The sequence below is a fragment of the Arthrobacter sp. 210 2 genome, from assembly GCF_059093025.1.
Genome location: NZ_JBNHIE010000013.1, coordinates 1 through 18,819, shown reverse-complemented (window position 1 = coordinate 18,819; position 18,819 = coordinate 1). Strand labels below are relative to the sequence as shown.

Here is an 18,819-nt window from a genome sequence, read left to right as displayed (position 1 = left end):
TTCGGCTTGAGCCTAGTGCGGATCGCGTCGGCCGGGAACGGGCGGCTAGGCTCGAATGCATGAGTTCCCGGAACCTGTTGCCCGTGAAGCCGCCCTCCGCCCGCCTGGTGACCGCTGCGGCCGTTTCAGACATCGTGCTGATCCTGCTGTTTGCCGCCATCGGACGCGATGCCCACCAGCGCGGGGATGTTGTGGCGGGCGTCCTGCTCACTGCCTGGCCATTCCTTGCCGGGGCGGCGGCCGGGTGGCTTGCCACCAGGGCGTGGCGGGACCCGTTCTCGGTGCGCAGGTCAGGTCTGGGAGTCTGGCTTGGCAGCCTGGTGGGCGGGATGCTCCTGCGGGCCGCCACCGGCCAAACGGTTGTGCTCCCCTTCATCATCGTGGCGCTGCTCAGCCTGGGTGTGCTGCTGCTTGGCTACCGTTTGTTGCTGGCCGCCATCGGGCGCCGACGGACCGTGTGACTACCCGGCCGGGCACCGGGATGGCGCGGCCCTGGCGGCCATGGCTGGTGTAATAGGCTGACAGTACCGAAACGCTCGCCGGGCAATGCCGCGGCGCAACAGATCCGGAAGGGTTCAACGTGATCACCGCATTCGTTCTGATCAAAACTGACGCTGCCCGTATTCCCGAGACAGCAGAGGAGATCTCCGCGATCGAGGGCATCAGCGAGGTGTATTCAGTGACTGGCGAATGGGACCTGATCGCCGTTGCCCGCGTACCCCGGCACGAAGACCTGGCCGACGTCATCGCCGACAGGCTGTCCAAGGTCCCCGCCGTGGTTCACACCACTACCCACATCGCCTTCCGGGCCTACTCGCAGCACGACCTGGACGCAGCATTCTCACTGGGGTTCGAGCAGTAGGCACCCCTAGGAGCTGGTGAGCGAGACCCACTTCTCCAGCACGGCTGCGGCAGCTCCGGAGTCGACCGACGCCGAGGCGCGGCCGTAGGCGTCCTTCATCCGGTCAAGGAACGGCCCTTCGGCCTCAGGGTCAAAAGCCACCAGGCCGGCCGCGGCATTGAGCAGCACCGCATCCCTCGCGGGTCCCTCCTTGCCCGCAAGCACTTCGCGGACCACGGCAGCGTTGGCCTGGGCGTCGCCGCCCCGGAGCTGTTCCACCGTGGCCAGGCTGATCCCCAGGTCCCTTGGATCGAATGTCAGTTCGCCCACTGAACCGTTGCGGACTTCCCACACGGTGGAAGGGCCGGTGGTGGTCAGCTCATCGAGGCCGTCATTCCCCCGGAACACCAGGCCGCGGCTTCCGCGCCGGGCCAGGACGCCCGCCACCAGCGGCGCCATCCTCGCATTTGCGACTCCCACTGCCGAAGCCTGCACGTTGGCGGGGTTGGTGAGGGGCCCAAGAAAATTGAAGGCCGTGGGAATGGCGAGTTCGCGCCTCGGAACGGCCGTGTGACGGAACGACGGGTGGAAAACCTGCGCGAAGCAAAAGGTGATGCCCGCCTCTTCCGCATTGCGTGCAACCTGTGGAATGGACAGGTCGAGGCGGACGCCCAGCGCCTCCAGCACGTCCGCAGACCCGGACGACGACGATGCGGCCCGGTTGCCGTGCTTCACCACCTTGGCGCCGGCGCCGGCCGCTACAAGGGCCGCCATGGTGGATATGTTCACCGTGTTGAGCTGGTCGCCGCCCGTACCGACAATGTCGAGCTTCTCACCGGAAATGGCCACCGGGTTGGCGTGGGCAAGCATGGCGTCCACCAGGCCGGACAGTTCCTCCACCGTTTCACCCTTGGCGCTGAGTGCAACCAGGAAGCCGGCGATCTGTGCAGCCGTGGCCTCCCCCGACATGATGGTGTCCATCGCCCAGGAGGTGTTGTCCGCCGTGAGGTCCCTGCCGCTGATCAATGCCGAGATCAACCGGGGCCAGGTGTTGCCGGACGCTGCAGATGCCTGTGAAGTCACCTCCTGATGCTATCGAGGGATGGCGGGGACTGACCAATATGAACGGCCGCGGGAACTTTTCCCGACGATTTCGCGTCTTTGTAGAAAAAGTCCCCCGAAAAGGCGGTTTGCGTTGGGCAGCACGGACTTTTACAGACATAATGTCTATGTGACATCTGCGACCCATGCCCCCAGTACCCCGGCGCACCCCACGCTGAACCGCCCCAATATGGTTTCCGTTGGAACCGTTGTGTGGCTGTCCAGCGAGTTGATGTTCTTCGCCGGTCTCTTCGCCATGTACTTCACCCTGCGCTCCACAAGCGCGCAGATGTGGGCGGACGAGACGGCCAAGCTCAACTTCCCCTTTGCGCTCGTTAACACGATCGTCCTCGTGGCCAGTTCCTTCACTTGCCAGATGGGCGTCTTCGCCGCTGAGCGGCTCCAGCCGCGCCGGACCGGGGGTGCCTTGCAGTTCTCCCGCTGGGGAATGAACGAATGGTTCACCCTGACGTTCCTCATGGGCGCGTTCTTCGTCGCCGGCCAGGCCACCGAATACGCAATGCTCGTCTCCGAGCACGTATCGCTGTCCTCCAACGCCTACGGCTCGGCCTTCTACATGACAACGGGCTTCCACGGCCTCCACGTCATCGGCGGCCTGATCGCCTTCCTGCTCATCATGGGCCGGTCATTTGCCGCGAAGAAGTTCGGTCACTTCGAGGCAACGTCCGCGATCGTCACCTCGTACTACTGGCACTTCGTGGACGTTGTGTGGATCGGCCTCTTCCTGGTCATCTACGTACTCAAGTAGCCAGCTTTGATTCTTTTTCTACAAGAGGCAGAATTTCAGGTAGCGGCTCCCGGAGCCGGCGCAGGAACGAATAAAGGAACCACCACGTGAAGGCACTCTCACAAAAGCGGCGTCACCCACTTGCAGCCATAGCGCTGCTCCTGATGGGTCTCCTCCTCACGGGTGGGCTCTATGCCGTCGCCACCACCGTCAACGAGGCCAAGGCTTCCACCACCACCTACAGCGCAAACGACGTTGAGGAAGGCGGCAAGCTCTTCGCCGCCAACTGCGCCACGTGCCACGGTATGGGCGCCAGCGGAAGCCAGGACGGTCCTTCACTGGTGGGCGTGGGTGCCGCTGCGGTTGACTTCCAGGTGGGCACCGGGCGCATGCCGATGCAGATGAACGGCCCGCAGGCTTTGGAGAAGCCGGTCCAGTTCAACGATGAACAGACCCACCAGCTTGCAGCCTACGTCGCTTCCCTGGGAGCCGGCCCGGCAATCCCTGAGGAACACCTGCTGGATGAGGGCGGCAACGCTGCTGAGGGTGGCGAACTGTTCCGCACCAACTGCGCCATGTGCCACAACGCTGCTGCCGCCGGCGGTGCACTGACCCGCGGCAAGTTCGCCCCGGCACTGTCTGACACTTCCGGAAAGCACATCTACGAGGCCATGGTCACCGGCCCGCAGAACATGCCCGTCTTCAGTGATTCCAACATCACTCCCGAAGGCAAGCGCGACATCATCACCTTCTTGAAGCAGATCGAGACCAGCGGCTCCCCCGGCGGCGCTGACCTTGGCTCCCTTGGTCCCGTCGCAGAAGGCCTGTTTGTCTGGGTTGCCGGCCTGGGTGTCATCATCGCCTTCACCATCTGGCTGACCTCCCGTACGTCCTGACGTCCGGCAACGCACCACAAACTTCTGCTGCCCTGTCAGCAGGTTGATATTAGAAACTAACCCGGCAACCGCCGGGACGAGAGAAGGATGAGGCGAATTATGGGCAACCATAGTGACGGCAGTCCGAACCACTCGGGCACCGTAGCTACGGCTGGTCAGAATGAGGTGGAGAAGTTCCAGGACCCTGGAATTCCCCCGCACCGTTTGCGCCTGGCTGACACGGACCCGAAGGCCGCAAAGCGGGCAGAACGGCAGGTCGCCTTACTATTTGGCATCTCTGTTGTTGGAACCCTGATCTTCCTGGTGGCGTACTTCGCCATCGATCTGGGGCCTGGAGACTCAACCATTGACACCATCCGGATCCAGAACATGCTCCTGGGTCTTGGAACGGCTTTCGCGATGCTCGGCATCGGCACCGGCATCGTGCACTGGGCCAAGGCCCTGATGCCGGACCACGAAGTCTCCGAGGAACGCCACGCCATCCGCTACGAGGAGGACCGGCAGGCTGCCGTCCGCATCGTTGACGACATCGTGGAAGAGACGGGCATCAAGCGCCGTCCGCTGATCCGGAACACCCTGCTGGGTGCCGTTGCACTCGCACCGCTTCCGGCGGTCGCCATCTTCGGCGACCTCGGCCCGCGTCCGGACAACAAGCTTGCCCACACCATGTGGGCTCCCCAGGACGGGCAGCTCAAGCGTCTCGCCCGTGACCCCGACGGTACGCCCATCAAGGCATCGGACGTCACCATCGGCTCGGCATTCCATGTCATTCCCGAAGGCCTGAACGAACTCCACGAGGGCAAGCTCAACGAGAAGGCCAAGGCAGTTGTGCTGCTTATGCGCCTTGATCCCGCATCGCTGAACCCTTCCGCGGGACGCGAGGACTGGGGATACAACGGAATCGTTGCTTACTCCAAGATCTGCACCCACGTCGGGTGCCCTGTCGCTCTTTACGAGCAGCAGACGCACCACCTGCTGTGCCCGTGCCACCAGTCCACCTTTGACCTCACGCAGGAGTGCAAGGTGATCTTCGGCCCCGCCAGCCGTCCTCTCCCCCAGCTGCCCATCGCAGTTGATGACGAGGGATACCTGGTCGCCACCAGCGACTTCAAAGAACCCGTAGGACCAAGTTACTGGGAGCGTGATATGCATGAGCGCAGCATCAACAGCTGAGCCCGCTTTCGTCGCCAAAACCAAGACAGGCCGGTTCACCGACTTCGTCGATGCACGTGTTGGCGGTTCCGGAATCCTCCGGGAATTCGGCCGCAAGGTATTCCCGGACCACTGGTCCTTCATGTTCGGCGAAGTGGCACTGTACTCCTTCGTCATCCTGCTCCTTTCGGGCACGTTCCTGACGTTCTTCTTCGATCCGTCCATGGCGGAGACGCATTACGACGGCTCCTACGTTCCCCTCAAGGGCGTCGAAATGTCGGTGGCGTACAACTCGTCGCTGGACATCTCCTTTGACGTCCGTGGCGGCCTCTTCATGCGCCAGGTCCACCACTGGGCGGCGCTGCTGTTCGTGGCTTCCATCGCCGTGCACATGCTGAGGGTCTTCTTCACCGGAGCGTTCCGCAAGCCCCGTGAAATGAACTGGGTTGTGGGTGGCGTGCTCCTCATCCTCGCGATGGCTGCCGGCTTCACCGGCTACTCCCTCCCCGATGACCTGCTTTCCGGCAACGGCCTGCGCATCATCGACGGCGTGATCAAGTCCATCCCGGTGATCGGAACGTACATCTCATTCTTCCTGTTCGGCGGGGAGTTCCCGGGAACGGCCATCATCGGCCGCCTGTACATGCTGCACATCCTGCTTGTACCGGCACTGATCCTGCTGATGATCGTGCTGCACCTCTTCATGGTGGTCGTCCACAAGCACACCCAGTACCCCGGCCCGGGCCGCAACGACAACAACGTTGTCGGCTACCCTCTGGGACCTGTCTACGCCGCCAAGGCCGGTGGCTTCTTCTTCATCGTGTTCGGTGTCCTGGCCCTGATGGCCGGTTTCTTCACCATCAACCCGATCTGGAACTACGGCCCGTACGATCCCTCTCCCGTGTCAGCCGGTACCCAGCCCGACTGGTACATCGGTTTCGTTGACGGCGCCCTGCGCCTGATGCCCGGCACCTTGGGCAACTGGCAGGTGGAACAGGACTGGTTCGGCTTCGTCTTCAGCTTCAACGTCCTGCTTCCGGCCCTCGTGCCTGCCGGCATCCTCTTCACCGTGATGTTCATGTACCCCTGGATCGAGCGGTGGATCACCAAGGACGACCGCGAGCACCACGTCCTGGACCGTCCCCGCAACGCCCCGACCCGTACGGCGATTGGCATGGCAGGGTTCGTCTGGTACTGCGTGATGTGGGCAGCTGCAGGTTCCGACCTCATCGCCACACACTTCGGTGTCTCCCTGAACGATGTCACGTACTGGCTGCGCGCCCTGTTCTTCATCGGCCCGATCATTGCGTTCATCGTCACCAAGCGCGTTGCCCTGGCCCTCCAGCGCAAGGACCGCGAGATTGCACTCCACGGCCGCGAAACCGGCCGCATCGTCCGTCTCCCCCACGGCGAATTCATCGAGGTCCACGCACCTCTTGATGAGTACAAGCGCTACAAGCTGGTGGGATTCGAGTCGCCTGAGGTGCTTCCGGCCGTGCCGAACGAGCACGGTGTGGTGACCAGCAAGGAGAAGCGCCGCGCGTTCCTCTCCAAGTGGTTCTTCGAGGACCGCGTTGCTCCTGCCACTCCTGCAGAGCTGGAAGCCGCCCACGGCCACGGCCACGCAGCGGTTGAAGCCCCCGAAGAAGCAAAGAGCCTGTCCCACTAAGCTCCGCGTTCAGACAGCAAGAGGCCCGGTCCAGATGGACCGGGCCTCTTCTGTTTGCCTGTTCGGCGGGCTTCAGGCAGCCGGACGCAGGCAGGCAGCCAGCATTCCCGCCAGGTCTAGTGGTTCCTCGCCCGGCGTGCTCCGGGACGCTGCAGGGGAACCCACAGCTTGTACCTGTCCGCCCGGTAGTACGACACTGAATAGTCCACCATTGCCCGGGCAACGAAGGCGTGCCGCTGGATTTTCAGCAACGGAGACCCGACCTCCACATTTAGCAGCCGGGCCGTGGACGGCGAAGCAGCGGTGGCCTCGATCATGTCCTCGCCCCACTCCATCACCAGCCCGAATTGCTCGCTGAGGACGTTATACAGTGACGTCGGCGGTTCACCATCCAGGAGTCCGGGCACCCGGTGGGCAGGAATGAAGTTTTCATCAACGCTCATGGGCTCACCATCAGCAAGCAGCAGCCGGCGGAAGCGCACCAGCGGCGTCCCCTCGTCCAGCTGCAATTCACGCGCGAGGAAGGCGCTGGCGCCGATTTGTTCGAAGCTGAGGACTTTGGCTGCCGGGACCATGCCACGGCGCTGCATCTCCTCGCTGTAGGAGGTCAGCTTTACCTGAAGGTCCAGTTTTGGCCGGCGGACAAAGGTGCCCAGTCCCACCACCCGTTCAATGACCTCTTCACCCACCAGCGCGTCAATCGCCTGGCGGACGGTCATCCTGGCAAGTCCGAACCGCTCCGCAAGATCCCGTTCAGAGGGCAGCGCAGAACCCGGCGGGCAGGACTCAGCGATGTAGCTCCGCAGGATCTCCCGCAGCTGGACATAGATCGCCGTGCCGCTGGCACGGTCAATCTCGCCCCTGATCCCCTTAGCGCCAACCGCCATGGTCTGTCTCCCTGCCGTCGAATTTCCCCTTCAATCGTAGGGCAGGTCTAGACCAGCTCCGTGCAGCTAATACCGTCTTTGGCAGTGGACAATGCAGGCCCGCTATATTTGGTCAGGAAATTCTGTTATCGACGGATGGGGGCCGTCACGACGAAGGAGTCCCCTTTGCCAACACACAAGGCCGTGGTCACGGCCTCCGTCGGCCTGCACGCACGGCCGGCAGCCATCTTTGTCCGGGCCGTCACCGACACCGGGCTTCCTGTGACGATCGCCAAAGCCGGTATCAACGGCGTGGATGCCCGGTCGTTGCTTCACGTGATGACTGCTGACTTCCACCACGGGTGCGAGGTGGAACTGGGCATCAGCGAGAACGCCCTGAACGGGGCTGTAAGCCGCGAAAAGGCGGAAGATGCCCTCCGGGGCCTTGCCGTTCTCCTGGAGTCGCAGGGCGCGCTGTAGACGGAACTGGGCTTCAAAGAAAAACAGAGCGGGCATAAACAACAACGACGTCGGGCCCCACCAAAGGTGGGGCCCGACGTCGTTGTTTGCTACGTGCTGCCTAGTGGGCGTGGTCTCCGCGGCTGTACTCGTAGACCCAGCCTACGAGGGCTACAACAGCCAGACCGGCCGCGATGTAGACGATCCAGAAGCCGACAGCCAGGCCAAGGAACCCGCCTGCGCAGGCGAGGCCAAGTACCAGCGGCCACCAGCTCCAGGGGCTGAAGTGACCCTGTTCGCCGGCGCCTTCGTGGATTTCAGCGTCGCTGCGGTCCTCGGGACGCAAACCGACGCGCTTGCCGGTGAAGCCGAGGTATCCGCCGATCATGCCGGCGAGGCCGCCCACCAGCAGGATGCCCAGGATGCCTACCCATTCGCCCCAGTTGGTCAGGAAACCGTAAACCAGTGCTACCGGGACAAAGAAGAAGACTCCGGCTCCAAAGATCCAAGATTCGATTTTCACTGTGAGGTGTCCTTCTGGTCGGCGTTACCCAGCGCCTGGGCTGCAGGAGCCGGGGATTCAACGGTGTGGACCTGGCGGAGTTCAGGATGGTGCAGGTCCAGGGCGGGACGCTCGGAACGGATCCGGGGCAGGGAGGTGAAGTTGTGGCGCGGCGGCGGGCAGGACGTGGCCCACTCGAGTGAGGCACCGAAGCCCCAGGGATCGTCCACCTGCACCTTTTCGGCGCTGCGCCAGGTGATGTACACGTTCCAGAAGAACGGGATCAGTGAAGCACCCAGGACGAAGGACGCCACGGTGGAGAACTGGTTCATCCAGGTGAAGTTGTCCTCCACGAGGTAGTCGGCGTACCGGCGGGGCATGCCTTCGACACCCAGCCAGTGCTGGATGAGGAACGTGCCGTGGAAGCCGAGGAAGAGGAGCCAGAAGTGGATCTTGCCGAGACGCTCGTTGAGCATCTTGCCGGTCCACTTGGGCCACCAGAAGTAGAACCCGGCGAACATCGCGAACACCACGGTGCCGAACACCACGTAGTGGAAGTGGGCCACCACGAAGTAGGAGTCGGACACGTGGAAGTCCAGCGGCGGGGAGGCCAGGATGATGCCGGTCAGGCCGCCGAAGAGGAACGTGATGAGGAAGCCGATGCTCCACAGCATGGGAGTCTCGAAGGTCAGCGATCCGCGCCACATGGTGCCGATCCAGTTGAAGAACTTCACGCCGGTGGGTACCGCGATGAGCATGGTCATGAACGCGAAGAACGGGAGCAGCACGGAGCCGGTGACGTACATGTGGTGGGCCCACACCGTCACGGACAGGGCTGCGATGGCGATGGTCGCGTAGACCAGGCCCTTGTAGCCGAAGATCGGCTTGCGGCTGAAGACCGGGAAGATCTCGGAAACGATGCCGAAGAACGGCAACGCGATGATGTACACCTCGGGGTGGCCGAAGAACCAGAACAGGTGCTGCCACAGGACAGCGCCGCCGTTTTCGGGGTCGAAGATGTGCGCACCGAAGCGCCGGTCCGCGCCAAGGGCGAACAGGGCTGCGGCCAGCGGCGGGAACGCCATGAGGACCAGGATGGCCGTGACCAGGGTGTTCCAGGTGAAGATCGGCATCCGCCACATGGTCATGCCGGGGGCGCGCATGCAGATGATCGTGGTGATGAAGTTGACCGCGCCAAGGATGGTGCCGAAGCCGGACAGTGCCAGGCCGAAGACCCACAGGTCGCCACCGATGCCGGGGCTGAAGGTGGTGTTGGACAGCGGCGCGTAGGCAAACCAGCCGAACGAGGCAGCACCCTGCGGGGTGATGAAGCCGGAGACGGCGATGCTGGAGCCGAACAGGAAGAACCAGAACGCCAGGGCGTTCAGGCGCGGGAAGGCAACGTCCGGGGCGCCGATCTGCAGCGGCATGATCACGTTCGCGAACCCGGCGAACAGCGGGGTTGCGAACATGAGCAGCATAACGGTGCCGTGCATGGTGAACAGCTGGTTGTACTGCTCCTTGGTCTGCAGGATCTGCATGCCGGGCTCAAAGAGTTCGGCACGGATCAGCAGCGCCATGACGCCGCCGAGGCAGAAGAACACGAAGGATGCGATCAGGTACATGTACCCGATGGTCTTGTGGTCGGTGGAGGTGATCCAGTTGACGACGATGCGTCCCTTGGATTTGGGAACCACGGGAGCCGTCAGGACTCCGGTGGGTGCGGATTGAGTGTACGTAGCCACGTCGCTCCCCTTACTTAATTTCGTTCAGGTTCGGGTTGCGGTCGTACTCCACACCGAGGAGGCCCGTGTTGCCGGCTGCCTTCAGCCCGTCCATGTGGGCCTGGAATTCAGATTCCGACACCACCTTGACGCGGAACAGCATTTCGGAGTGGTACTCGCCGCAGAGTTCGGCGCACTTGCCGTCGTAGGTGCCCTCTTTAGTGGGGGTAAACCGGATGTAGTTGGTCTTGCCCGGGATCATGTCGCGCTTCTGAAGGAAGGCGGGAACCCAGAAGGAGTGGATGACGTCGCGTGCGTTCAGTTCCAGGTCAACGGACTTGTTCACCGGCAGGTACAGGGTGGGGAGCTGTTCCTTGTCAATGGTGTTTCCGGTGAGGTGCGCCTGGACGCCGGCCTCGTGGACGTCTTCTTCGATGACGTCGCCGGCCTTGTAGTTGAAGTCCCAGGCCCACTGCTTGCCGCGGACGTCAACAACGACGTCGGCGGGCTGGGAGCGGTCATCAATGGCCTGCTGGTCGCGGTCGGTGAAGTAGAAGAACACCAGGACCATGAACAGCGGGATGGTCAGGTAAAAGACTTCCAGGGGCAGGTTGAAGCTGGTCTGCCGCGGGAACCCGACGGTGCCCTTGCGGCGACGGTAGGCCACCAGGCACCAGACGATCAGGCCCCAGGTAATGATGCCCACGACCAGGGCGGCAATCCATGAGTTGACCCAGAGGTCCATGATGCGGTCGGTGTTGCTGGTGGTGCCACGCTCAGTGGGCAGCCACCCTTTCTCTACCTCTGGCGAACATCCGGTCAAAACCAACGCGCCGGCAATAGCCAAGCCTGTGATCGTTGTGATCGTTTTGCGTCGGCTGCCGGTTCGGTTCTGCGAACTCACAGACGGCCCTTCCTACTTGTTGCTGTTGTCCGGGCAGCCATCGGCGCCCCGGGCACACTAAAAGTTTTACTACTCGGTGTAGAGCTTACCGCTCCGCCGGGCGTTTCGCCCACATGTCGGCGCCGTGCCCCCAAGCCAATGTTGATGGCAGGAGACACGGCGCCGGCATCGGGCGAAATAACCGGCCTAGTGGAAGGAATCTCCACAGGCGCAGGAGCCGCCGGCGTTCGGGTTGTCGATGGTGAAACCCTGCTTCGAGATGGTGTCTTCGAAGTCGATGCTGGCGCCGCTGAGGTACGGGACGCTCATCTTGTCCACCACGACTTCGACGCCGTCGTAGTCGCGGACGGCGTCCCCGTCGAGGAGCCGCTCGTCAAAGTAGAGCTGGTAGATCAGTCCGGAGCAGCCGCCGGGCTGCACGGCAACCCGAAGGCGCAGATCCGTCCGGCCCTCCTGCTCGAGAAGACTGCGGACCTTGCCTGCGGCGACGTCGGTCAGCTTGACCTCGTGGACCGGCAGTTCGCCGGCAGCGCTGGTGGTTTCGGTGCTGTTCTCATTGGTTGCGGTGCTCATTGGCCTACCTTCTTAGGACGGGTCCTGGCGGCTCCGCCTTGGCGGTGCCAGCCCCTACGGATTGGGTATGGGCTATAGCTACATGCTACGTCGGACAGCCGTGTAGCTCTAACTCCTCACGTAACCAACGAAGGCCACCGGTTGTTCCCGCCGACGGTAATTTTCAGGCCCCGGAACCCTGAAGCCCGTCCCTGTTGAGGCGGGCCAGCATCAGGGCTTCGGCCAGGATTGCCTTCCGGAAGTCGCCAAGGTGCAGGGACTCATTGGCACTGTGTGCGCGCGAATCCGGATCCTCCACGCCCGTGACCAGGATCTGTGCGTGCGGATAGAGCTCCAGCAGGTCGGCGATGAACGGAATGGAACCGCCGATCCCCGTCTCCACGGCCGGCACGCCCCACGCTTCACCCAGCGCCCACATGGCCACGGTGGCAGCCGCCGAGGACGTGTCAGTCTGGAACGGGTTGCCGCTCTCCCCCGGGGTGAATATGACCTTCGCGCCAAAGGGCGCGTTGGCCTCCACGTGCCGGCGCACTGCCTCCATGGCCTCCGACGGGACCTGTCCCGGAGCCAGCCGGAGGCTGAACTTGGCGCGCGCACGGGGCAGGAGGGTATTGGATGCGACGTCGACGCCCGGGGCGTCGAACCCGATGATGGACAGCGCCGGCTTGGTCCAAAGGCGCGAGGCGATGCTGCCTGACCCTGCCAGGCGTACGCCGTCGAGCACTGACGCATCGGCGCGGTAGTCCGCCTCCGGCAGGTCTACTGTGGCATTGTCCGTTGCCACGAGTCCTTCGATGGCGACGTTGCCCTCGTGGTCGTGCAGGGTGGCAATCAGGCGGGAAAGCAGGGTGGGGGCGTCCAGCACGGGGCCGCCGTACATACCGGAGTGGACGGCATGCTTCAGCACCTGGACCTCAATGACCCCGTCAACAAGCCCGCGCAGGCTGGTGGTGAGCGCGGGTATGCCCACTTTCCAGTTGCTGGAATCGGCAACGACAATAACATCGGCGCGGAGCAGCTCGCGGTTGGCTTCGAGGAACGGGCGGAAAGTGGGAGAACCGGCTTCCTCCTCCCCTTCAAAGAAGAAAGTGACGCCCAGGCCAAGCTCATCCCCCAGGACTTCGGAAACAGCCGCGTAGGCCGCCACGTGTGCCATGATGCCGGCTTTGTCGTCCGCTGCGCCGCGGCCGTACAGCCTGCCGCCCTTTTCCACTGCAGTGAAGGGCTTCGATTCCCACAGCGTTTCGTCCCCTGCGGGCTGGACGTCATGGTGGGCGTACAAAAGGATGGTGGGTTTGCCTGCCGCGGCGGCGCGGCGGGCGACGACGGCGGGACCGCCCGGGGTGCCGTCCGCTTTGTTGGACGCCAGGATCTGCACCCCGTCCAGGCCTGCACTGCGGAGCAGTTCCGCAACGGCTTCCGCGCTCCTTTCCAGCGGCGCCCTGTCGAAGCTGGGCCAGGCGATGCCCGGGATGGCAACAAGCTCCTTGAGCCGGCTCAGCGTGCTGTCGAAGGAGCGGTCAATGGAGTTCCTGAGGTCTTCCGTCCAGGAGCTTTCGTCAAGGCCCGGGATTGTGGGGCCGCTGGAGTTGTGCGGGGTGGCCGTCGGCGATGAAGTCATGGCGGAAACATTACTCCCGTCACATCCGCCTCCAGCGGAAGCGCCGCCCAACAGGCATTCCCTGCCCGCCCGCAAGGTATTCTGTTGTGGTGTTCGGACGTAAAAAGGAAGCGCCTTCGGCGCAGGAATCAGTAGACCAGCAGGCCGCGGAAGCGGCGGCGCGGCAAGGCGGCGTGACGGGCAAGGGCGCCCCGACTCCCACCCGCCGGGCGCAGGAGGCGGCCCGCAGGCGTCCGCTGGTGCCGGAGGACCGCAAGGCGTCCAAGGCGGCTGAGCGCCAGGCTATCCAGGACCAGCGGCAAAAGATGCGCCAGGCACTGGACACGGGTGACGAGAAATTCCTCCCCCTGCGTGACAAGGGCCCCCAGAAGCGTTTCGCCCGTGACTTCGTGGATGCCCGGTTCAGCCTGGGTGAGTACCTCATGTTCGGCGCGCTCGTTTTTGTCCTGGTGTCGCTGGTGGTGCCGGCGTCCAGCGACCTGATGATTTATGTCCTGGGCGGATTCTGGGTGATGTTCCTGGCCGTCTTCATCGACGTCTTCATCCTGTCCCGCAAACTCCGCAAGCGGCTGACCGAAAAGTTCGGCGAGGTGGAGCGCGGCACTGTGTGGTACGGCTCCATGCGCTCGCTGCAGTTCCGCAAGCTCCGTCTGCCCAAGCCCCAGGTCAAGCGCGGACAGTACCCGGCCTGATCCGTCGGGTCCATCTACACCAACAACAATGAGCAAACCCCGGCGGTATGAGCCGCCGGGGTTAGTCGTTTAAGGAGCCGCGGGACCCCGCTGCTCCTGCCAGGTCAGGACCGGCGGTTTTTCGCAAGCTGGCGGTTGATCCGGGCTGCCCAGAATGGTCCCTCATAGAGGAATGCCGTGTAGCCCTGGACGAGTGTTGCCCCGGCGTCGAGCCGTTCCTGGACATCCTGTGCTGTTTCCACACCGCCCACGGCCACGAGGGTCAGTTCGCCGCGGGTTGCTTCCTTGAGGCGCCGCAGGACGTCCAGGGACCGCTGCTTGAGGGGCGCTCCGGAGAGCCCGCCGGCGCCGCACTTTTCCACCTGCTCGGCCGGGGATGTGAGGCCGTCCCTGGCGATTGTTGTATTGGTGGCGATGATGCCGTCCAGCTTCAGGTCCAGGGCGAGGCGCGCGACGTCGTCGATATCCTCGTCGCTCAGGTCCGGCGCGATCTTCACCAGCAGCGGCACATGGCGCCCCGCTGCGCGGTCAGCCTCTTCGCCTACTGCGGTGAGCAGGGGCCGCAGGGTCTCCACATCCTGCAGCAACCGCAGGCCGGGAGTGTTCGGGGAACTGACGTTGACCACCAGGTAGTCGGCGGCGGGGGCGAGGCTGCGGGCACTGACGAGGTAGTCGTCCACCGCGTCGGCGAGCTCCACCACTTTGGTCTTGCCGATATTGACCCCGATCACGGGGCGAACCCCGCGGTGCCTGCGCTGCAGCGCCGCCCGGGCAGCCTTTAGACGGGGTGCCACCGTGTAGGCGCCGTCGTTGTTGAATCCCATCCGGTTGATGACGGCACGGTCCTGAACCAGGCGGAAGAGCCGCGGCTTTTCGTTTCCGGGCTGGGCCTGACCGGTGATCGTTCCTACCTCCACATGGCCGAAACCCAGCTCCGTGAGGGCCTCGATGCCGTGCCCTTCCTTGTCAAAGCCGGCAGCCAGGCCAAACGGCGACGGGAAGGTGACACCGAAGGCGGTGGTCTGCAGGGACGGCGCAGGTGCTGTGAGCTTCTGGAGGACCTTCCCGGCGCCGGAGGCATGCGCAAACCGGATGCCTTTGAACCCGATTGTGTGGGCGCGCTCGGCGTCCATCCATGAAAAGGCCAGCCTGAAGAAAGTGGGATAAACGCGCATGCCACCAGTCTTCCGTCTCCGGCGTCCCAGACCAAAATGGTACAGACCAAATGCTTTGCCGGATTAGCATGAAGCCATGGAGTGGCAGCCGGACATCCTGGGTGAGGAGTTCGAGTCCCGCGCCTTTGTGGCCGCCGGGGACGACGGCGTGGAGCGGACTGCGACGCTGATCCGGTTCCGCCCGGCGAACCACTCAGGTTCGGCCCGGCAGGCCCGCAGGGCAGTCCTTTTCCTGCACGGTTGGAGCGACTACTTCTTCAATGTGGACCTGGCGCGCTTCTGGTCCGGCGCAGGCTATGACTTCTATGCACTGGACATGCACAACCACGGCCGGAGCCTGCGCCCTGAAGACCCCGGCGGGTACGTTGCAAACCTCGCGGACTACGACGCGGAAATTGACGTGGCGTGCCGGCTTATCAGCGGAGAGGGCGGACCAGGGCCATTGACACTGATGGGTCATTCCACCGGCGGACTGGTGGCGGTCCTGTGGGCCAGCAAACACCCGGACGCGGTGTCACAGCTGATCCTCAACAGCCCATGGCTGGAGATGCACGGGAGCACCCTGGTGCGGCTGGCGGCTTCCGGCATGGTGGGACCCGTAGCCCGGTTCCGTCCCGAGGCTGTGCTCCGGCTGCCGGAGCGGGGCTTCTACTGGCGCACCATCAGCAGCGCCGCTGACGGGGAATGGGCCCTGGATGAACGGTACCGCCCGCCCATGGCCTTTCCCGTGCGGGCCGGGTGGCTGAGCGCGGTGCTGGCCGGCCACGCCCGCGTGGCCCGCGGCCTTGATATCGAGGTGCCCATACTGGTCCTGCTGTCCCGCGGAAGTGCGAACGGACTTTTCTGGTCGGAGGAGATGCGGCGGACCGACGCCGTGCTTGATGTGCACGTCATTGGCGCACGGGCGCTCACCCTTGGCCGCACGGTCACCGTGGAGCGGATCGACGGCGCGCTGCACGACGTGTTCCTCTCCCCCGCCGCTGTCCGTGCCGACGCCTATGCCCGCCTGGCACGCTGGCTGCGGGCGTACGGTGAACAGGATTCTCCTTCTGGAAGCGGGGACAGTTCGTGAGTAAAAGGCAGCCCGATGAGGATGACCGGCCAGGAGTCTGGACAGCAGATTTCCTTGGTCCCCGCTTCCAGCAGCGCGTGCTGTCCCTCCCACCCGACGATGAGGGAGATGTCCTTGCAACCCTTGTTCGTTGTGTCGTGCCACGGCTCCGGGATTCCGCCACAACCGGAAGGCGTGAACCAGTCAATGTGGTCCTCTATGTTCATGGCTGGGCCGACTACTTCCTCCAGGCGGAAGTAGCCGAATACCTCACCACGGCCGGATTCCCGTTTTACGCATTGGATCTACGGAAGTTCGGGCGAAGCCTCCGTCCGTGGCAGACCCCGGGTTATACGGACGACCTTGCCGTCTATGACGAGGACCTGGCCGCAGCGATCCAGGCGATCAGGGCCGACTTCGCGGAAGTCCAAGGACCGCACGCAGTGCCTACGGTGCACCTGCTCGCGCATTCACTCGGCGGGCTTATTGCCGCGCTGTGGGCTGACCGCAACCCCACAGCACTGGGGACGTTGATCCTTAACGCACCTTGGCTGGAGCTGCAAGGCAGCAGCATTATCCGTACGATCGCCATGCACCTTGTGGATCCGCTGTCCAGGAGTGATCCCCGGCGTCCGCTTTGGCTCCCCGAAATGCCCGGCTACTGGCAAAGCGTCAGCGATGAGGCTCACGGCGAATGGCACCTGGACCCGACGTGGCGGCCCCGGGCTTCGTTTCCCATACGGGCAGGCTGGGCCAAGGCCGTGCTGGCCGGGCAGGCTGCGGTGGAGCGGCACCTGCACATCCGGGCTCCTTCGCTTGTTCTGCTTTCAGAGCGGACGCATGTCCAGATTGACTGGTCGGCAGAACTAATGGAAGCGGACGCCGTGATCAACGTGGAGGAAACAGCCAACCGGGCCCTGCGTCTGGGCCGGCGGGTAGCTGTCTTCCGCTACCCCGGCGCCATTCATGACGTGTTCCTCTCCCGTCGCAACGTGCGCGAGGAGGCCTGCCGGGATGTGGCCGCATGGCTTAGAGGCTACCCGGCGTGAGGATCGCCCCTCCCAGAGGGAAATTTCAGTCCTGGCTTTGGACCGAAGTGTTGCCAGGCGCAGCCGCGTCCACGGCGCCGCCGTACCTGCGGTCCCGCCGGGCGTACTCTTCAACGGCAGCCCACAGGGTCCGCCGGTCGACGTCAGGCCACAGGGTATCCATGAACACGAACTCTGCATACGCGGACTGCCACAGCAGGAAGTTGGACAGCCGCTGTTCCCCCGAGCTGCGCAGGAAGAGGTCCACGTCGGGAAGGTCCGGCTCGTCAAGATATTTCTGGATGGTCCGCTCGGTGATGGCCCCGGGCTTGATCCTCCCTGCTGCGACCTCGGCAGCGATTGCGGACACGGCATCGGTGATCTCCGCGCGGCCGCCGTAGTTTACACACATGGTCAGCGTGCAGGTGCTGTTGCCGGCGGTGAATTCCTCCGCCTCTTCCAGCTCGCGGATAACTGATCCCCAGAGCCTGGGCCGGCGGCCGGACCAGCGGACGCGCACTCCCCATTCGTCGAGCTGGTTCCGCTGGCGGCGCAGCACATCCTTGTTAAATCCCATGAGGAAGCGGACTTCCTCGGGCGACCGCCGCCAGTTCTCGGTGGAGAAGGCGTAGACGCTGACGTACTCAATCCCGAGCTCGATGGCCCCTGCCATGACGTCCAGCAGCGCGGGTTCGCCGGCTTTGTGTCCCTCGATCCGCGGCAGTCCGCGCTGGTTGGCCCACCGGCCGTTGCCGTCCATAACGATGGCCACGTGCCGCGGGATGAACTCTGCCGGAATGGTTGGCGCCAGGGCGCCGGACGGATGCGGGTAGGGGGCCACCACAGGGTGGGTGCGCCGGCGGGATGTGTTGGTCTTTTTGCCCAGGGCCACTGTCAGCTACGCTCCACATGCTTGAGGGATTTGAGAACTCGTTCAAGGTGCCATTGCAGGTAGGCCGCCACCAGGCCTGCCGCCTCCTTGCGGTGGACCGGCAGCGATCCGTCCGCGGTGGGCCAGTCGCCCGTGAGCAGGGCTGCCAGCAGTACCACTGTTTCAGGTGCGGGCGCGGGCGATCCCGGAGGCCGGCATCCGCTGCAGACCATGCCGCCGAGCGGAGCGGCGAACGCGGTATGCGGGCCCGGCTGCCCGCAGCGGGCACAGTCGGTGAAACTGGGCGCCCAGCCGCCGGTGGCCAGCGCCCGCAGCAGGTAGGAATCGAGGATGAGGCCTGCGGCGTGCTCATTCCTGCTCAGGGCGGCCAGGGCACCTACCAGCAGGTTGTACTGCGCAGTGCCGGATTCGCCGTCCGAGTCTGTGAGCTTCTCGGCGGTCTCGGTCATGGCCGCGGCCACGGTGTACCGTCCGTAGTCAGCGGCGATGCTTCCCCCGTAGGCCCCCTTGGCGACGGCCTGGGTGACAATGTCCAGGGTGCGGCCGGACACCAGCTGAAGGTCAGCGACCATAAAGGGTTCCAGCCGCGCACCGAACCGGCTGCTCGTGCGGCGGACGCCTTTGGCGACCGCCCGGACCTGGCCGTGGTGCTTGGTCAGCAGCGTGATGATGCGGTCGGCCTCGCCCAGCTTATGGGTGCGGAGCACGACGGCGTCGTCCCGGTACGCGCGGGAGGCGAAAGACTGTTGGGCCACGCTTTTATCTTCCCATCCCCTCCGGGCGTGCGGCTGCCGGACACTGGCGGGGGGGGGGGGGGGGGGGGGGGGGGGGGGGGGGGGGGGGGGGGGGGGGGGGGGGGGGGGGGGGGGGGGGGGGGGGGGGGGGGGGGGGGGGGGGGGGGGGGGGGGGGGGGGGGGGGAGAGGA

The 18,819-nt window shown here is 64.4% G+C and carries 20 protein-coding genes; 10 read left to right on the top strand and 10 right to left on the bottom strand.

The features are described from left to right. Positions 1 to 59: 59 nt before the first annotated feature. Together AC5RWA_RS19470 and AC5RWA_RS19465 are read left to right on the top strand one after the other, a co-directional pair. The gene (locus AC5RWA_RS19470) at positions 60 to 461 is read left to right on the top strand and encodes a DUF3054 domain-containing protein (protein WP_079596153.1); all 402 of its coding nucleotides are present in this window, start codon (positions 60 to 62) and stop codon (positions 459 to 461) included. 119 nt (positions 462 to 580) lie between these two features. Continuing rightward, positions 581 to 862, top strand: a complete 282-nt coding sequence (locus AC5RWA_RS19465; protein WP_050687163.1) for an Lrp/AsnC family transcriptional regulator — start codon at positions 581 to 583, stop codon at positions 860 to 862. 6 nt (positions 863 to 868) lie between these two features. On the opposite strand, the gene trpD is transcribed toward AC5RWA_RS19465, so the two are convergent. Further along, positions 869 to 1,924, bottom strand: coding sequence for an anthranilate phosphoribosyltransferase (gene trpD / locus AC5RWA_RS19460; RefSeq protein ID WP_494058720.1), 1,056 nt, complete (start codon positions 1,922 to 1,924; stop codon positions 869 to 871). A 148-nt stretch (positions 1,925 to 2,072) separates the two neighbouring features. On the opposite strand from trpD, the gene ctaE reads away from it, so the two are divergent. The 4 genes from ctaE to qcrB all read left to right on the top strand — a co-directional run bounded on the left by ctaE (position 2,073) and on the right by qcrB (position 6,407). Further along, positions 2,073 to 2,711 carry an aa3-type cytochrome oxidase subunit III gene (ctaE, locus tag AC5RWA_RS19455; RefSeq protein ID WP_176156796.1) on the top strand — a complete coding sequence of 213 codons (639 nt, stop codon included), beginning with the start codon at positions 2,073 to 2,075 and terminating at the stop codon, positions 2,709 to 2,711. An 86-nt stretch (positions 2,712 to 2,797) separates the two neighbouring features. Beyond that, positions 2,798 to 3,586, top strand: coding sequence for a cytochrome bc1 complex diheme cytochrome c subunit (gene qcrC / locus AC5RWA_RS19450; protein ID WP_079596156.1), 789 nt, complete (start codon positions 2,798 to 2,800; stop codon positions 3,584 to 3,586). 99 nt (positions 3,587 to 3,685) lie between these two features. Continuing rightward, positions 3,686 to 4,759, top strand: coding sequence for a cytochrome bc1 complex Rieske iron-sulfur subunit (gene qcrA / locus AC5RWA_RS19445; RefSeq protein WP_079596157.1), 1,074 nt, complete (start codon positions 3,686 to 3,688; stop codon positions 4,757 to 4,759). Then, on the top strand, positions 4,737 to 6,407 hold the full coding sequence (qcrB, locus tag AC5RWA_RS19440; protein ID WP_079596158.1) for a cytochrome bc1 complex cytochrome b subunit: 1,671 nt from the start codon (positions 4,737 to 4,739) through the stop codon (positions 6,405 to 6,407). The genes qcrA and qcrB overlap by 23 nt, the downstream gene beginning before the upstream one ends. Positions 6,408 to 6,523: 116 nt before the next feature. Here qcrB and AC5RWA_RS19435 read toward each other — a convergent pair whose 3' ends face one another. After that, positions 6,524 to 7,294 carry a GntR family transcriptional regulator gene (locus AC5RWA_RS19435; RefSeq protein ID WP_079596159.1) on the bottom strand — a complete coding sequence of 257 codons (771 nt, stop codon included), beginning with the start codon at positions 7,292 to 7,294 and terminating at the stop codon, positions 6,524 to 6,526. A gap of 165 nt (positions 7,295 to 7,459) precedes the next feature. Here AC5RWA_RS19435 and AC5RWA_RS19430 point away from each other — a divergent pair, with 165 nt between their 5' ends. Then, complete coding sequence (locus tag AC5RWA_RS19430) at positions 7,460 to 7,753, top strand: HPr family phosphocarrier protein (RefSeq protein ID WP_476245083.1); 294 nt, start codon at positions 7,460 to 7,462, stop codon at positions 7,751 to 7,753. 100 nt (positions 7,754 to 7,853) lie between these two features. Here the strand turns inward: AC5RWA_RS19430 and AC5RWA_RS19425 are convergent, their stop codons facing one another. From AC5RWA_RS19425 to AC5RWA_RS19405, 5 genes are all read right to left on the bottom strand, one after another. Beyond that, positions 7,854 to 8,255: a cytochrome c oxidase subunit 4 gene (locus AC5RWA_RS19425; protein WP_079596161.1), complete on the bottom strand. Its 402-nt coding sequence runs from the start codon at positions 8,253 to 8,255 to the stop codon at positions 7,854 to 7,856. Further along, positions 8,252 to 9,979, bottom strand: a complete 1,728-nt coding sequence (ctaD, locus tag AC5RWA_RS19420) for an aa3-type cytochrome oxidase subunit I (protein WP_079596162.1) — start codon at positions 9,977 to 9,979, stop codon at positions 8,252 to 8,254. Before ctaD ends, AC5RWA_RS19425 begins: the two co-directional genes overlap by 4 nt. Before the next feature lie 10 nt (positions 9,980 to 9,989). Then, positions 9,990 to 10,862, bottom strand: a complete 873-nt coding sequence (gene ctaC, locus AC5RWA_RS19415; protein WP_079596163.1) for an aa3-type cytochrome oxidase subunit II — start codon at positions 10,860 to 10,862, stop codon at positions 9,990 to 9,992. 186 nt (positions 10,863 to 11,048) lie between these two features. Next, entirely contained in the window at positions 11,049 to 11,435 is a 387-nt protein-coding gene (locus AC5RWA_RS19410) for a HesB/IscA family protein (protein WP_079596164.1), read from the bottom strand. A gap of 163 nt (positions 11,436 to 11,598) precedes the next feature. Next, positions 11,599 to 13,056, bottom strand: coding sequence for a dipeptidase (locus AC5RWA_RS19405; RefSeq protein WP_494058719.1), 1,458 nt, complete (start codon positions 13,054 to 13,056; stop codon positions 11,599 to 11,601). A gap of 89 nt (positions 13,057 to 13,145) precedes the next feature. Here AC5RWA_RS19405 and AC5RWA_RS19400 point away from each other — a divergent pair, with 89 nt between their 5' ends. Beyond that, on the top strand, positions 13,146 to 13,748 hold the full coding sequence (locus tag AC5RWA_RS19400) for a DUF3043 domain-containing protein (RefSeq protein ID WP_115525848.1): 603 nt from the start codon (positions 13,146 to 13,148) through the stop codon (positions 13,746 to 13,748). 104 nt (positions 13,749 to 13,852) lie between these two features. Here the strand turns inward: AC5RWA_RS19400 and AC5RWA_RS19395 are convergent, their stop codons facing one another. Next, entirely contained in the window at positions 13,853 to 14,923 is a 1,071-nt protein-coding gene (locus AC5RWA_RS19395; RefSeq protein ID WP_275726159.1) for a quinone-dependent dihydroorotate dehydrogenase, read from the bottom strand. 76 nt (positions 14,924 to 14,999) lie between these two features. On the opposite strand from AC5RWA_RS19395, the gene AC5RWA_RS19390 reads away from it, so the two are divergent. Both AC5RWA_RS19390 and AC5RWA_RS19385 read left to right on the top strand, forming a co-directional pair. Then, complete coding sequence (locus AC5RWA_RS19390; protein ID WP_494058718.1) at positions 15,000 to 15,995, top strand: alpha/beta hydrolase; 996 nt, start codon at positions 15,000 to 15,002, stop codon at positions 15,993 to 15,995. Further along, entirely contained in the window at positions 15,992 to 17,023 is a 1,032-nt protein-coding gene (locus AC5RWA_RS19385) for an alpha/beta hydrolase (RefSeq protein ID WP_494058717.1), read from the top strand. Before AC5RWA_RS19390 ends, AC5RWA_RS19385 begins: the two co-directional genes overlap by 4 nt. A gap of 25 nt (positions 17,024 to 17,048) precedes the next feature. Here the strand turns inward: AC5RWA_RS19385 and AC5RWA_RS19380 are convergent, their stop codons facing one another. Both AC5RWA_RS19380 and recO read right to left on the bottom strand, forming a co-directional pair. Continuing rightward, positions 17,049 to 17,894 (bottom strand): isoprenyl transferase, encoded by an 846-nt coding sequence (locus tag AC5RWA_RS19380; protein WP_494058716.1) that lies wholly within the window; start codon positions 17,892 to 17,894, stop codon positions 17,049 to 17,051. 2 nt (positions 17,895 to 17,896) lie between these two features. Next, entirely contained in the window at positions 17,897 to 18,649 is a 753-nt protein-coding gene (gene recO, locus AC5RWA_RS19375; RefSeq protein ID WP_494058715.1) for a DNA repair protein RecO, read from the bottom strand. Between the last annotated feature and the right edge of the window lie 170 nt (positions 18,650 to 18,819).